This window comes from Thermohalobacter berrensis (genome assembly GCF_003609645.1).
GTDB classification, from domain to species: Bacteria; Bacillota; Clostridia; order Tissierellales; family Thermohalobacteraceae; genus Thermohalobacter; species Thermohalobacter berrensis.
Map to the genome: position 1 here is coordinate 1 of NZ_MCIB01000023.1, position 14,572 is coordinate 14,572.

Sequence of the window (14,572 nt, forward strand, 5' to 3'; positions counted from 1 at the left end):
AAATCAAAGGGACGGTTCTTTTGATTTATAAGTAAAAAGCAGGTATTGCTCTTACTTGGCCAATGTAGCTGTAATATATATTTGATAAATGTTTAAAATCTGGTCTAGTTGCAGTATTTGTTAAGTATGCTGATTCAGTTGCCCCTTCCCGTCTAAAATTGTTTAGAATTCTTATCATTTCTTCAATAGTTTTTATTCCTATACCATGACCATAATAATAACCATCTCCAAGATCTATGGCATTTTCACCCTGCCAATACGGGGTTTCAGGATCTACATCAGGGTTTTTGATATATAAACAATCACCAGGAATATAATCAGTAATATTTCTATAGAGATTTACTCCTAAATCTCTATCAATGTGATGCCAGTTCATTAGATATATACGTTGAAATGTACGATCAAACAACTCCTTTGGATAAACATCAATAACTGCTTTATAAAAAACAATAACCATGGCTGTAGCACATTCTGTACCGTACATGTAGCTGTTTATATAAATATCATTTATTGCATTCAAAGGACTTACACCATCCTTTAATAAAAAACCCCCCTCATTAGTACGCTCCCAAAATTCAGGATTACAAGTAGACTCCCTAAAAACTTTAAAAGAAAACCTACTTCTATAAAGGTCTTTAGATGCCTTAATTATATTTATTCTTAATTTAATTTCAAAGGTTAGCTGTTCTAAGGATTCATAATTATATACTGTCTGACTTGTAGATAGTTTTCTAATTATTTTTACTTCAATACTATTAGGGGGATATTGACTAATAAGACTAGTTGGATCAAATCTGTTACCTGCTATTATAATCATTATATCCCTCCTTTTCTAATACGGGCTATCCTTAATTGTTCTTCTATTGACTTATTAATCCATGAATTCCACCAATGGATATTTTTTCTTCGCATTTTGCATGAAAAACTAGCCAATAAATCTCTACTACTATCATCTAAACTATTAAAATCCTTTATTTTACCAAATTCTTTGGAACTAAGTGTACCATATATATTTTGAGAGTTAGTTGGAATAGTTTCACAAAGATATTTTGCTTCAAGGGAAACTGCATAAGGTATAGGATTACACCCTTGCTGAAAGCTTTCTCCTGTAAAATATAAGAATGATCTGTTTTCTTCAAACCAATTAATAAAGTTAAAGTATAAGTAATCTTTATTAGTTTTATATTTGATATCTATGCCGGGTATAAATTTAAGAAGGTCACAGGCAAGCTCAACTTCCTTCATATTTTCTGAACGTAGTCTTTTGCCTATTAAAAATAAACAGTTAGGATCTCTAGACTCATAAAAGGCCCAAACTAAATCATGGATTAATCTTCCTTCTTTATATCTTTTAAAAATTATATCTAAAATAAGGGGTAGTAAATCTAATTCATTAAATACTTTTATCAAAATTATAGCTACAATGTCTAATAATTTATCGAAATTATCATCTAGTCCATCATCTTTAGAGCCGGTTTTTAATATCCATATTAAGGTTGATTTAATTAGGTGTATTAACTTAGGTATGGTATGTTGTATATTAGTAATTTTTCCATCCTTATCTAGAATCTCTCCAGTTGTTTCTAAAGCAATTTGATTTCTGGGAGACAGATTTTCAAGTATATCTGGATTTTTAAGCTGTTCTTTTAGAAGAAATAGAGTAGTAAAAGATAGGTTTTGGTCATTAATATAATCTATTGCTTTATCTGGATTTGAATTAACTAATTGAGTAAAATGACTACATAACCTTTCTTTACCACTTTGTATTCTAATTTCATCTAAAGGGGTTTTAGGATTAGAATTATCCATGAAAATTACACTCCTTTCTATATATTAGAATTCAAATTAATTAACCACAAATATATAAGTTTTAAAAGAAAAGTTTATTTACAAAAAAACTATTACTATATCATATTAAAAGTGAATCTATTTGGTCAGAAAAATTACAAAAAGTAACAGACAGTTTGAGTTATTTTTTGATAACAGAGCATAACTTGACAAATTAAGAGAGATAATGTATCATTATATACGAAAATGATAATCATTATCAATAATATGAAAGGAGAAGAAAAATGAGTGTAGTTGTCCTTGGGGGACATGAGAGAATGGAAAAATTATATAAAAAAGTCTGTAAAAAACATGGATGTAGAGCAAAGGTTTTTACACATATGAAGACAAATTTAGAAAAAAGAATAGGATGTCCTGATTGTATAATACTGTTTACAGATGTAATATCACATAAATTAACTAATACTGCAATGAAAATATCAAAAAAGAAAGATATACCTAAAGTGAGACTACATAATAGTAGTTTAAATACATTGGAGAAGGCTTTAAAGGAGATTAAACCTGAAAACTAACGTTCGCGAAAGCGAACGATTATTTTTTTGCCAATATAACTGACATATGCCCAAAAATGAAAGGAGCTTTTTTAATGCCAAGGGGAGATAGAACAGGTCCATATGGAGAAGGTCCAGTGACAGGAAGAGGAATGGGTTACTGTAGAGGATTTGGAAGAGGTTATATAGGCAGAGGCTTCAGAAGAGGATGTAGTAAAAGATTTGCAGCATATAATGCCCACCATAATGCACCTATAATTAAAAAATCAAACAACTATAGAAAAAATTTTTAAAATTTTTTTAGTGTGATTGGTTGATTTTTTTGCTTATCTCTTTTTATATAGTGTAAGGCGAAAATGTTGGCCAACAGATAGAAGTCTTACAAATAAAAATATTATATAAGGAGAGATTAATTATGAGTAGAAAAGAATATATTGACACACTTACGTTAACAAAAGATGATCTATATAAAGCTAGAAGAGCACAAGCTGAAATAAGACAAAATGGTTTTAAGCAGCCAGATGAATCTAAACTTGTAGAAGGCTTAACAACTTTTACAACAGTTTTATCACTTATGTTTAAATTACCAACTCCAGTAACGTTAGCAGCGGGAGTCATTTCAGCAGTAGGAAGTATGATCCCAAGTGATATTGATACTTTTATTAGCGTTTCTCTCAATGGAGAGGATTTTTTAGATGAAGTTTATAATTTTCTGTACGATAATCTAGACTACGATCTTGTAGAAGTAAAATTGCCATTTCTTGAATTTGTTGATGAAGGGTTTAGAATTGTCCAGGGTAGAGGAGTGGTTACTAAAGTACACGCTGGAAATGGATGGATTTTAGTATAAAAATTTAAATCAACAAAGTGGGTTGTATTACAATTTTATTGTAATACAGCCCACTTTTGTTATTTTTGAGAAGTATTAATTAAGTCATTAACATACTTATAATCAAATTTGGAATCTATAATTTTATAGTATCCATCATGGAATCCTGGTTTATTAGATCTAATAAAAAGAACAGATAAATTATCTAACCATATTTCATCAATAGTTATATAATAATGTGTTGATGGTTTTGGTGGACGAAATCTAAACCTGTAAGAAAAATTTATATCACTCTCGTGTTCAAAAATTTCTTCTTTATTTGTTTCTTCTTTTAAAGGTATCAAATTTAAATCACTAAAATATTTAAAAATAAGAGTATTAGTATTTAAATTATAACTAGCATTGGTTATCCCACCATTAGAATAATTTAAGGTAAAATGACAACTATAAGGATTATCTGTGATGTCTTCTAAAGGATTATAAGGAATTAGATAGTATATATAATTCTGATAAAGATTTACTAACAAAACAGATAATATCAATACAGTGAACAAATATTTGATTTTTTTCATATTTATTATTCACTCCTTTCTATCTATAACAAATTCTATAAATATCATATACAACTATTATATGTATATGGAAATCAACCGAGCATTACTATAATAAATGTAATTACTTGTATTGATTTATAAATCATTCTTTCCTTTTCCAAATAGAACATTCCTTAATTTTATATTTGTTATTTATTAATCAAGTCAAAATATATTTAAATTATATTTATTATATAATTAGTAACCAGATTTTGTAAACACTACAAGGGAAATTAATTGAGGAGCAATAAGTAATAAAAAATATACATTTTGTTCATTCTTTATAAAATCTAGGCTACAAAGAGTTTGTAATTTATCTTTTGCGCAATTTGGTAAATCTTCTATTACTAGAGCTTCAATATATTTTTTATAAGGGAATTTAGTATTCCTTATCCTATTTTTTCTACCATTTTCTTTTCTAACATCATAAGCATTTTTGAAAACATAACATAAAAATTCTTCATAAGTTTTATTTTTTCTATCGGCTTCATTTATTTTCTCTTCTAAATACTTCTGGACTCCTTTTATAGGTAGCTACTAATTTATTATCATAATATACTTTAATTTTTTCAGGATATATTTTTACAAATGTAAATTTACCAACTAAATCTTCTAGAACTGAGTATTTATTTTGCTCTATATCAATAACAGAATATTTATTTACTCTAAGCTCTTTTGTTCTTGCAATATCATAATCTAGCTTAATGGCTAACAAATAATCTTTTACGTATATTACAAAATAAAGTGATAGTTTTAAAAGCTCTTCTGTAGGAATCTTTTCTGTTTTACTTACAAATATTTTTTTGCCAATATAATTGACATATGCCCAAAACCATAGTATAATAAAATCAAATAACAAGCATATGCTCAAAATAAAAGGAGGTTTTTTAATGCCAAGGGGAGATAGAACAGGTCCATATGGAGAAGGTCCAATGACAGGAAGAGGAATGGGTTACTGTAGAGGATTGGCAGCACCTGGATATACTAGAAGCAATAGAAGAGGTTTTGGTAGGGGATTTGGAAGAGGTTATATAGGCAAAGGCTTCAGAAGAGGATTTGGTAGAAGATTTGCACCATATAATGATTACAATAATGTACCTAGTAATGAAGATATTAAAGGATTTTTAGAAGAAGAAAAGAAAATATTAAAATCAGAAATAGAAGAAATCGAAAAAAGATTAAAAGAAATAGAAGATAAAGATAATGATTAACTGAAAATTTGGGACGGTTCTGTTTTTCACCATAATTTTCCAAAAGTGAAAATCAGAACCGTCCCCTTTTTCATTTAAAAGGATATTTATATCTTTTGTTGAATTATAGTATTGATATTACTATAGGAGTGATTTGTGTGAATAAAGGGATAATTTACTATGGACCTATAAATAATGATAATAAAGAAAAATTTATAAAAAAGGCAAAGGAGTATCTTAAAGAGAACAGAGGTGATAAATTTTTCTACATTCTTCCATCGGGAAATCTTCTTACTAGATATAGAGAAAGATTAATGGAAGGATTGATAGGTGTTCTTGATATAAATGTAATTACCTTTGACGATATAGTAAATAGATTACTAGATTCAGACTTTTATACAAAAATAGATGAAAGTACTAAGGAAACTATTATTTCTAAAATAATTAATGATTTAGATAATAGGGGTAATATCTCATACTATAAAAACTTAATAGATAAGGAAGGATTTATATCGTCCTTAAGCTATATAATTAGCAAAAATAAGATGTCTTTAGTAGAACCTAAGACATTTAATTTAGAGATACCAAATGAAAAAAGATTTAAAGAAATAGGATTAATTTATGAAATGTATCAGGAATTTATAAATGAAAATAAACTTTTAGATAATGAAGAAACATTTATTAAGGCTATAGAAAATTTTAATGAAAAAAAGGATATATTTAGTCAATTAGATTTCATAATTATAGACGAATTTTTTGATTTTAGACCTCAAGAGTTAGCCATTTTAAATAAATTAACTACACTTGATATAGATATATACATAAATATGCCTTTTAAGACAAAAGAAAGATTTAAAACAGTTGAGAACACATTAGATACATTAAGGGATATGGGATTTACAATAGAGGAAAATAATAAAACTAATAATAAAACCTATTTTGAACAAATATCAGACAACATATTTAATTCTAAACTTCCAATACTTAGTAAAACCGATAAAATAAAACTTATTAAAGCTCCTAATAAGTACCTTGAACTAAAAAAGATTTGTGAAGAAATAAAAAGACTTGAATATAATGGAGTTTCCCTTAAAGATATTGCAGTCATAGTAGGAAATTTAAATAATTATAGGGAGATTTTATCTAAGGTATTAAAGGAAGAAGGAATTCCATCAACATTAAAGGAAGAGATTTCCCTTTATGATATACCCCTTGTAAGAGAAGTTTTAAGTTTAATAGAGCTAAAAATAAATAACTTTAAAAAGGATAATATAATAAAGACTTTAAAATCAGGGTATTTAGATATTTCTGAAGGCTCTATAGATAGTGACAAGCTTGAGAACCTTTTTTATAATTTAGGAATACAAGATATGAATAGTGAGTTTAAAGAAAAGATAGAAAAGGAAAAAAGAAGACTAAGGCTTTTAATAAAAAATGATGATGAAAATAAAAAAGTTTATGAAGATAAATTAGAGGATATAGTAAATTTTGAGTTTATAATGAAAGATTTAACTGAGAAGATGTCTGAACTTCCAGAAAAAGAAAATCCAAAAGGGATTAAAGACAGTATATTAGATATTTTAGATTATTATTCTTTAAGGGAAAAAATAAATGATATCTACAAAAAAACCGATGATTATTTACTTTTTTATAGGGATAAAGCTGCCTATTATAAACTAATGAATATAATTGAAAGGGCTACATTAGTAGCAGAAATTACCTTTAAAAAAGAAATTTGTATAAAAGAATTTTATGATATTATGGTTAGAATCCTTAAAGATGAAACAATAGTTATGAACCAACCAAATAGAAAGGGAATTAGTATATTAACTCCAACAATATCAAGGGGACTAAAGTTTTCCTATGTCTTTTTTGTTGGACTATCACAAGGAGAATATCCAAACATTAAAGAGGATAATTGGTTCTTTAGAGAAGAAGATTACAGCATTTTTAAGAAAGTAGGAATAGATTTAAAAAATTATGATGAACTATTTGATAAAGAATCACTTATTTTTATTTTAGGAATTACAAGGACAAAAGAGGGATTAATAATAAGTTATTCAGAAGATGTTGGGAAGGATACAAGTATACCTTCTATATTTTTAGAAGAAATACTTAATATATTTAAAGGAGATAAAATTGAAAATAAGGTTAATTTTCTTCCTTTAGATATGACTTACCTTTTAAAAGAAAAGCTTGAAGATGTAACCCATGAAAGAGAACTTGTAAAATGTATTCTACATAAATACTATAATAGCCAGGATGAACAGGAGCATTTAAGTTTGCTAAATAATATAAATAAAGATGTTGTTAAGGAAATAATAGAAAAAATAGAGTGTGAAGTAAAAAGGGAAGAAAATGAATTTAATGAATTTGATGGACTTATAATTGATAAGGACATAAAGAATGATTTAACAAATAGTTTTTCTAATAGTAGGTTTAGTATTACACAGCTTGAGACCTATGGTAAATGTCCCTTTAGATTTCTTTATGAAGTAGTGTTAGATGTAAAAGAAGTAGAAAAGGAAGTATTAGATTTTTCTCCAATAGAGCGTGGAAGCTTATATCATAAGGTTTTAGCAGAATATTATAATAGGCATAAAGATGATTTTAGAAATTATGTATTAAAAAATGAACAATTTAAAGTAGAAGATACTAAAAAAGAGATCGAGGAGCTTGTAATAGATGAAGTATATAATTTAGGTGTTAAGTATATAAACAACATGTGGAAATTAAGAATTGAGCAAATAACTGATAATATTATAAACTTAGTTAACAAGGATTTAGAAAGACTTAAAAAGTATAAGGGTAATTTATATCCAAGTGAATTTGAAGTAGAGTTTGGTTTTAAAGAAAAATATATTATTAAGATAGATGATATTGAAATTCCCCTATTAGGAAAAATAGATAGGATAGATATGATAGATGAAGGAGATAGTCAAAGTTTTATAGTTTATGATTATAAGTATTCTTCATACGGGATAAAGTACATTAAAGATATATTAGAGGGTATATCCTTTCAGTTACCTGTATATATAATGTCTCAAATTGATAAAGGAAAAGAGGTAATAGGTGGAGGATATATTATTATCAAAGATGGTAAGGTCTATATACAGATGATTAAAGAAGATAAAAGGTCCTATTTAAATAAAAGAAAGAGTAAAAGTACATTATCTGATGAAGAATGGAATCTTTTAATAGAAGAGGTAAAGAAAAAAATAAAGGATTATATTGAAAAAATATTTATGGGTGACTTTAGATTAAATCCACATTACTGTGAAGATTTCTGCCAATACAAAAATATGTGTAGGTATGATGAAGAGAGAATATTAAGAAAGGGGCAGAATAATGGAATTAACTGATAGTCAAAAAAAGGCTGTATTTACAATAGATAAAAATATTGCAGTAAGTGCAGGAGCTGGTTCTGGTAAGACAAGGGTACTTGTTGAGAGATATTTATACATATTAGAAAAGGGTAACCTAAGAAAGGGCAGAGAAATAGATTCAATAGTAGCAATAACATTTACCAAAAAAGCAGCCGCGGAAATGAAAGAGAGGGTACGAAGGGCTGTATATAAAAAAATTGAAGAAGATGAAAAATGGAAAAGGATATATATAGATATAGAAAGGGCTAATATATCCACAATCCATAGTTTTTGTTCTAAAATATTGAGGGAAAATCCAGTTGAAGCAGGGATAGATCCAAACTTTGCCCTACTTGAAGATTATGAGGAAGATAGGCTTCTAAATGATGTCATAGAAGAATATATTACTGATGGTATAGAAAATAGTAATAAGGTATTTGAATTAATAAAGCATTTTTCAGCATCTAAGTTAGATGGAAGCTCATTTAAAGGTGGGCTTATTTCTGATATAAAATGGGTTTATAGAAAGGTAAGAAGTACAGGAATAGATTTTAAGGAATTAAAAAGGATTACCCTTGAAACTATAGATAATATTAAAATAGATAAAGAATTACTAAACAAAATAAAATATAAATTTCAAGAATTAATAGATGATTCTACAAAGAGGTCAAAATTAGGCAAACTTGCAGATGATGAAGTATGGATAGATTTTAAAAACAATAATTTTAATGATGTAGACGAGAACATTTTAGATACACTTTATTATCTATATAAAAATATAGGTACTTCATCAAAGGAAGAAAAGCAGAAAAAGATAGATGAATTAAAGGGCCTAATAGGTAAAGCTTTCTTACTTAATGAGAAGAAAATGATAAATATATATGAAAGCTTTTTAGATGTTCTTATTGTAATCGATAATAAATATACTAAGGAGAAGAAAATAAGAGGTTTACTAGATTATGAGGACCTTCAGATTAAATTACTTAATCTTTTAGATAATGATAATATAAGAAAAAGATATCAGGATAGATTTAGATACATAATGGTAGATGAGTTTCAAGATACTAATGAGCTTCAGAAAAAGATAATCTACAAACTGTGTAGTGAAAATAGTGACCTTGATAGAGAAAATCTTTTTATAGTAGGTGACCCAAAACAATCTATATATGCATTTAGGGGAGCAGATGTAGATGTTTTTTATGATGTAGTAGAGGATATTAAAAGGATATCAAAAGAAAGCCCTATATCCCTTAAGGATAACTTTAGAACTATGGATACAGTAATGAATTTTATTAATGATATATTTAATAAATTAATGAACAATATATATGAAGAACTTGTTCCTAATAGAACTTCCTCCAACGATATAGATGTTGAAATACTGGAAAATGAAAATTTAGAAATACCAGAAGGAGTTTCTAAAACACAATATGTAAGGGAATATGAAAGTGAACTTATAGCCAAAAGAATTAAACAGTTAGTCAATAATGAAGGATATAATTATAATGATATAGCAATATTATTTAGGTCTATGTCAGATACCCATATTTATGAAAAGGCTTTAAAGGATTATAATATTCCATATTATAACTTGGGAGGAAAGGGCTTTTATAATAAACAGGAAATATTAGATATTATAAATGGTTTAAAAGCCATAAATAACAAATATGATCCCCTTTCTATTGTAGCTGTATTAAGAAGTCCTATGTTTGGACTTTCAGATAAGACTATATACTGGTTAATAAAGAATATGGAAGATAATTTAATTTCTACTTTATCAAAGGATATACAAAATATTACTGAAAAAGAGATGAAAAAGGTAAAAAAAGCATATAAGATATTGTCTAGTCTTAATACTAAAAAATATATGGCTAAGATATATGATTTAATAGAAGAATTGTTAGATAGAACCTACTATATTGAAACATGGATGCTTAAGTTTGGTAGTAGACAGGCTATAGCCAATATATATAAGTTTATTGAAATGGCAAGGGAATTTGACAAAAAGGATAATAACAGTATAGAGGATTTTATCCAATATATAGACAGTAAATCTGACAGCTATGATGAAGGACAAGCTCAAATTGAATCAGAGGAAGGTAACACGGTAAAGATTATGACAATACATAAATCTAAAGGATTAGAATTTAAAGTTGTAATTGTACCTCAGATGGCTAAGAGGTTTAATATGAATTTTTCCAGTATTCTTTTCGATAAAGATAAGGGTATAGCTATAAAACATAATACTTTCTACGAAAAAGATAAAGGGTTAATTTCTCCATTATATTATGATTTAAAGGAAATTGAAAAGAAAAGGGAAAAGGAAGAAAATAAGAGAATACTTTATGTTGCAATGACTAGAGCTGAAGATAAGCTTATAATTGGAAATCAAGATACTGATAAAGATACTAAGAATACCTTTAGGGAGTTTATAAAGGATTTAATACCTGAGGATAGGTGTGTAAAAATAGATAGTATTGATATAGAAAAGGATAAATTTATTAGTATAAAAACTATAAATAAAGTGGATACAAATAAAACATATGAGAATAAGTTTCCATTACTAAAGAAATTTAAGGAATATGGTAGCAAAGATTTTAATAGAGTTAGTATAACCCAGTATATGACCTTTAAAGAATGTAAAAGAAGGTTTTATATGTCTTATTACAGAAAAATACCTATAGACACTATTATTGAAAATGAAACAAATATTGAAAATTATATAATAATAGATTCTGCTACTAAGGGATTAGTAGTACATAAAATATGTGAAAATTATAAAAAGGGAATAAATACATTAGAGCTTATAAAAAGTGTATTAAAGTCATATAACTTAAAACCTTCAAAAGAGATAATCGATGAAATAAAGGTATATGTAGATAACTATTCTAAATACCATAGTGAAGATTATGATAAAAGATTCAATGAAAAAAGCTTTTACTATAAAATACAAAATAAATTTATATACGGAATAATAGATAGAATAAATATAAAGGGAAAAGAAGCCGAAATAGTTGATTTTAAAACAAATAAAGTTGAAAATATAGAATACATTAAGAAGAAATATGAACCTCAAATCCATTTATATTCTAAAGTCTTTAAAGATATATATAAAATACAGGTAAAGAAGGCAGGACTTTTACTTTTAGAAACAGGTGATTATGTAGACATAGACATAAGTAGTCATAAAGTAGATAATTCTATGGAGGATATAAAAAATTTCATAAATTATATAGATAAATTTAAAAATATTAAGGACTATAAAAAAGATAAGAAAAATTGCCAGTTTTGTAAGTTTAACAAATTTTGCATAGATTAGAGGTCAGGTAATGATTACCTGACTTTTTGTATTTGTAATAAAAAATTTACAAAAAATTCGCAATAGTATGATAAAATAATATTAAACATCATTTGAAGATAACAAAAAATTTGGGGGAGAATGTATGGAAGAGATAAAAATTTTAAGCCAAGGAGAAAGATTAAAAAAGATTAGGAAGACTCTAAACTTAAGCCAAGAGGAATTAGCTGGAGAAAAGTTTTCTAAAAACTATATATCTATGTTTGAAAACGATAAAAGAAGAATTAGTCCAATAAATGCAATATATCTAACACAACAGATTAACAATTTTGCTAAGAAAAAAAATAAGAACATACATATTACTACTACCTATTTACTAAAAACGGAAAAAGATATAGCAAAGGATAAATGTGAAAAGCTTCTTAGAGAGGTAGAATCTAATCTTGGTATTTCAAATTACAACATACAATTAAATCTTTATGTTGCTTATGTCCTATCTAAAAAATATAACCTTAAAAACTTTTTAGCTAAATCACTATATCTAAAGGGATTGAATTCCCTAAAAAGAGAGTTAGACCAGTGTGCTGTTATTCAATTTCTAGAAGCATTAACTTATTTCTCTAAAATAGATGATTTTCAAACAATAGCCCAATTATATACCAACATAGGAGTAATCTATTTAAAACAAAATAGAACTGTTGATGCCCTTCCATATTTTAATCTTGCAAAGAATTCTCTATCAAAACTAGAGGAATTTGATGATGTTAACTCAACTATTAAGCATATAGACTATTATAGGACTTTATGCTATCCTAGAACTGGGGTAAAAAGTTAAAACATACAATAAATGTAAAAAAAGAGTCGAATAATAGGGGGCTTATTTTGGCTGATCAATGGAACGTAACTAAGACTATTGAAAACCTTTTGAAGAAATGAATAAATTATCTATACCTGTAATTAATATAGGTCCTTGGGGTAAGGATTTGCATAAGTTTACAGAGAGGGTATATAAAGAAGACCTTTTTGAAAGAACACCAAGAATAATTGATTTAGCAATAGAACATGTTTTAAATGAATAAAGTTAATTATTTTTTAATTAAAAAGTAGCAGCTACTTTATTAGCTGCTACTTTTAATTTAGTATGAAGGAATTTTATTGTTTTTGTAGAAATTTTATAGAAACAATATTAAAAATCAGAGAAAGAGAGGCAGCTAAATGGATTTTTTACAGCTTGTTAATATGGTTATTGGGGTTGTAGGAGTATTTTTAGTTTTGTTAATGGTTATTTTAGTATCGTTAACAAAAGCAACCTTTGAGTGGAAAATAACCCGTTATTTAACTGCCGTTTTTCTAGGTTTTTCTATTTGGGCCATATATAGATTTTTAAAACTCTTTCCTGAAGTAACTATATTTGACTATTTGACTTTAATATTTAATATTGGCCTGGTAATAGTTTCGAAATATGCATCTACACATATAGATGAATAATATTAACTTAATACATGTTCTCTGCGGGGCTTTACAGCGTACCTTATTCCCATAAACTCTGCTAACTCCTTATCTACAGTAACTAAATCCTCTTTACTTAATTCTTTTATTGAATATTTTCCTACAGCCTGAACGGCTAATTTCATTTCTTCAAGGCAGGATTTTAAGAAGTTAGCTAGATTCCTAGCTGCTTTATCTACATTTAGCCTATCTGTATATTTACCTATATATAAAGAAAGTTGAGTAGGTGGTGCTTCAGGAAGGGTTTTAATAGCTTCACATTGTATAGCTGCAAAAACCGCAATAGAACCAATATAGACAGCATCTGCTCCTAAAGCAATAGCCTTTAGGAAATGACCAGGTGTTGTTAAACCACCGGCTGCTATGACACTAAATCTATCCCTTTCATTATTTTCTTCAAGCCAATTAATAGTTCTAACAAGTGAATGTAAGGTAGGTAAACCTACATTATCTTCAAGGGTTGGAGGGGCAACTGCTGTACCTCCTTCTGAACCATCAACTACTATATAGTCAGCATTTGTCTTAGCAATAACTTCAAGTTCGTATTCTATATAATCTGTTCCAGCTATTTTTATTCCTACAGGAACATCATATTGTTCCTTTAAGTTGTTTACTAAATCTATAATATCCTGAGTTGAAGTTACCCCGGGCATACGTGAATAAATTGTGCAATCCTGTCCATCTTTTATATGCCATATTTTCCTTAAATGAGTACCTATATTTTCAGATTCCATAGTAGATTCAACAGCTCCACCCCATGCTCCTTGACCTAGTTGTACTTCTATTGCATCAAGCTGACCTAAAAGTTCAGGACTAGTCTGTAAACCTCCGCGATTATATTGACCTATTAAATATTTTGCATTATCTCTTACTTCATGGGTTACTGCAGATTCTCCTGTATTTGTTGATGTTCCAACCATTGCAGCACCTTTAGCTAGAGCCATTTTCATCTTTAAACTTAAAGAACCTCCATAGGACATACCAGTAATCATTATAGGAATATCAAGCTTAAGGGGTTTTTTGGCATTTGGCCCTATTATAGTAGCAGAGTCAACATTACTAGTACTAGGTGTTGGAAGTTGGAATAACTGTTTAGGACTAAGTAAAATTTTGTTCCATGGTGATAAAACTACAGGACTTCCATATGGAAGTTTTAATACTTTACCACTTTCAGCCCTTAACATTGCTTCTACTATTGCTTTAGGTGTAAGCTTTTGGCTAGCAGTTACCATTACATACGGATTATCTGGAAAATCTTCAGTAAACATTTTCTTTACTATATCATCTGAAAAAGGGTCTAATAATTTAAGTAAAGCCCAATTAAGCATAATAACACCTCCAAATAAAATTTATAACTAAATATAGTATTTGTTTGGAGTAAATTTTTATTTATTGTTGCATAATAAAACTATGGTATATAATGGTTTATTTTTTTTATTATAGTTTCTA

At 27.6% G+C, this 14,572-nt stretch carries 15 protein-coding genes; 9 read left to right on the plus strand and 6 right to left on the minus strand.

Annotated elements, in window-relative coordinates:
- Positions 1–25: 25 nt before the first annotated feature.
- Together BET03_RS08995 and BET03_RS09000 are read right to left on the minus strand one after the other, a co-directional pair.
- Positions 26–817 (minus strand): protein-glutamine gamma-glutamyltransferase, encoded by a 792-nt coding sequence (locus BET03_RS08995; protein ID WP_120169532.1) that lies wholly within the window; start codon positions 815–817, stop codon positions 26–28.
- Positions 817–1,809: a hypothetical protein gene (locus tag BET03_RS09000; protein WP_120169534.1), complete on the minus strand. Its 993-nt coding sequence runs from the start codon at positions 1,807–1,809 to the stop codon at positions 817–819. The genes BET03_RS08995 and BET03_RS09000 overlap by 1 nt, the downstream gene beginning before the upstream one ends.
- Positions 1,810–2,072: 263 nt before the next feature.
- Here BET03_RS09000 and BET03_RS09005 point away from each other — a divergent pair, with 263 nt between their 5' ends.
- The 3 genes from BET03_RS09005 to BET03_RS09015 all read left to right on the plus strand — a co-directional run bounded on the left by BET03_RS09005 (position 2,073) and on the right by BET03_RS09015 (position 3,189).
- On the plus strand, positions 2,073–2,360 hold the full coding sequence (locus BET03_RS09005) for a DUF2325 domain-containing protein (RefSeq protein ID WP_120169536.1): 288 nt from the start codon (positions 2,073–2,075) through the stop codon (positions 2,358–2,360).
- A gap of 74 nt (positions 2,361–2,434) precedes the next feature.
- Positions 2,435–2,632, plus strand: a complete 198-nt coding sequence (locus tag BET03_RS09010; protein ID WP_120169538.1) for a DUF5320 domain-containing protein — start codon at positions 2,435–2,437, stop codon at positions 2,630–2,632.
- A 122-nt stretch (positions 2,633–2,754) separates the two neighbouring features.
- Entirely contained in the window at positions 2,755–3,189 is a 435-nt protein-coding gene (locus BET03_RS09015; protein ID WP_120169540.1) for a hypothetical protein, read from the plus strand.
- 59 nt (positions 3,190–3,248) lie between these two features.
- Here the strand turns inward: BET03_RS09015 and BET03_RS09020 are convergent, their stop codons facing one another.
- From BET03_RS09020 to BET03_RS09030, 3 genes are all read right to left on the minus strand, one after another.
- Positions 3,249–3,722, minus strand: coding sequence for a hypothetical protein (locus tag BET03_RS09020; RefSeq protein ID WP_183108803.1), 474 nt, complete (start codon positions 3,720–3,722; stop codon positions 3,249–3,251).
- Between the two features lie 237 nt (positions 3,723–3,959).
- Positions 3,960–4,289 (minus strand): ATP-binding protein, encoded by a 330-nt coding sequence (locus BET03_RS13840; RefSeq protein ID WP_341466508.1) that lies wholly within the window; start codon positions 4,287–4,289, stop codon positions 3,960–3,962.
- Entirely contained in the window at positions 4,249–4,620 is a 372-nt protein-coding gene (locus BET03_RS09030; protein ID WP_183108804.1) for a Mu transposase domain-containing protein, read from the minus strand. Before BET03_RS09030 ends, BET03_RS13840 begins: the two co-directional genes overlap by 41 nt.
- 31 nt (positions 4,621–4,651) lie before the next feature.
- Between BET03_RS09030 and BET03_RS09035 the strand changes: the two genes are divergently transcribed.
- The 6 genes from BET03_RS09035 to BET03_RS09055 all read left to right on the plus strand — a co-directional run bounded on the left by BET03_RS09035 (position 4,652) and on the right by BET03_RS09055 (position 13,102).
- A complete protein-coding gene (locus tag BET03_RS09035) occupies positions 4,652–4,972 on the plus strand; it encodes a DUF5320 domain-containing protein (RefSeq protein ID WP_120169544.1) in 321 nt (106 codons plus the stop codon).
- Between the two features lie 137 nt (positions 4,973–5,109).
- Complete coding sequence (locus BET03_RS09040; protein WP_120169546.1) at positions 5,110–8,313, plus strand: PD-(D/E)XK nuclease family protein; 3,204 nt, start codon at positions 5,110–5,112, stop codon at positions 8,311–8,313.
- Positions 8,300–11,635 (plus strand): UvrD-helicase domain-containing protein, encoded by a 3,336-nt coding sequence (locus BET03_RS09045; protein ID WP_120169548.1) that lies wholly within the window; start codon positions 8,300–8,302, stop codon positions 11,633–11,635. Before BET03_RS09040 ends, BET03_RS09045 begins: the two co-directional genes overlap by 14 nt.
- Positions 11,636–11,759: 124 nt before the next feature.
- Positions 11,760–12,449: a helix-turn-helix domain-containing protein gene (locus BET03_RS09050; RefSeq protein ID WP_120169550.1), complete on the plus strand. Its 690-nt coding sequence runs from the start codon at positions 11,760–11,762 to the stop codon at positions 12,447–12,449.
- Positions 12,450–12,546: 97 nt separating this feature from the next.
- Positions 12,547–12,693 (plus strand): hypothetical protein, encoded by a 147-nt coding sequence (locus tag BET03_RS13660; protein ID WP_183108805.1) that lies wholly within the window; start codon positions 12,547–12,549, stop codon positions 12,691–12,693.
- 136 nt (positions 12,694–12,829) lie between these two features.
- The gene (locus BET03_RS09055; protein ID WP_120169552.1) at positions 12,830–13,102 is read left to right on the plus strand and encodes a hypothetical protein; all 273 of its coding nucleotides are present in this window, start codon (positions 12,830–12,832) and stop codon (positions 13,100–13,102) included.
- 2 nt (positions 13,103–13,104) lie between these two features.
- On the opposite strand, the gene BET03_RS09060 is transcribed toward BET03_RS09055, so the two are convergent.
- The gene (locus BET03_RS09060) at positions 13,105–14,451 is read right to left on the minus strand and encodes an FMN-binding glutamate synthase family protein (RefSeq protein WP_183108806.1); all 1,347 of its coding nucleotides are present in this window, start codon (positions 14,449–14,451) and stop codon (positions 13,105–13,107) included.
- Positions 14,452–14,572: the final 121 nt, after the last annotated feature.

Excerpts from the sequence above, each read along its gene's own strand:
- BET03_RS08995 (WP_120169532.1), bottom strand. The coding sequence starts at position 817 with ATGATTATAATAGCAGGTAACAGATTTGATCCAACTAGTCTTATTAGT.
- BET03_RS09000 (WP_120169534.1), bottom strand. The coding sequence starts at position 1,809 with ATGGATAATTCTAATCCTAAAACCCCTTTAGATGAAATTAGAATACAA.
- BET03_RS09005 (WP_120169536.1), top strand. The coding sequence starts at position 2,073 with ATGAGTGTAGTTGTCCTTGGGGGACATGAGAGAATGGAAAAATTATAT.
- BET03_RS09010 (WP_120169538.1), top strand. The coding sequence starts at position 2,435 with ATGCCAAGGGGAGATAGAACAGGTCCATATGGAGAAGGTCCAGTGACA.
- BET03_RS09015 (WP_120169540.1), top strand. The coding sequence starts at position 2,755 with ATGAGTAGAAAAGAATATATTGACACACTTACGTTAACAAAAGATGAT.
- BET03_RS09035 (WP_120169544.1), top strand. The coding sequence starts at position 4,652 with ATGCCAAGGGGAGATAGAACAGGTCCATATGGAGAAGGTCCAATGACA.
- BET03_RS09045 (WP_120169548.1), top strand. The coding sequence starts at position 8,300 with ATGGAATTAACTGATAGTCAAAAAAAGGCTGTATTTACAATAGATAAA.
- BET03_RS09050 (WP_120169550.1), top strand. The coding sequence starts at position 11,760 with ATGGAAGAGATAAAAATTTTAAGCCAAGGAGAAAGATTAAAAAAGATT.
- BET03_RS13660 (WP_183108805.1), top strand. The coding sequence starts at position 12,547 with ATGAATAAATTATCTATACCTGTAATTAATATAGGTCCTTGGGGTAAG.
- BET03_RS09055 (WP_120169552.1), top strand. The coding sequence starts at position 12,830 with ATGGATTTTTTACAGCTTGTTAATATGGTTATTGGGGTTGTAGGAGTA.
- BET03_RS09060 (WP_183108806.1), bottom strand. The coding sequence starts at position 14,451 with ATGCTTAATTGGGCTTTACTTAAATTATTAGACCCTTTTTCAGATGAT.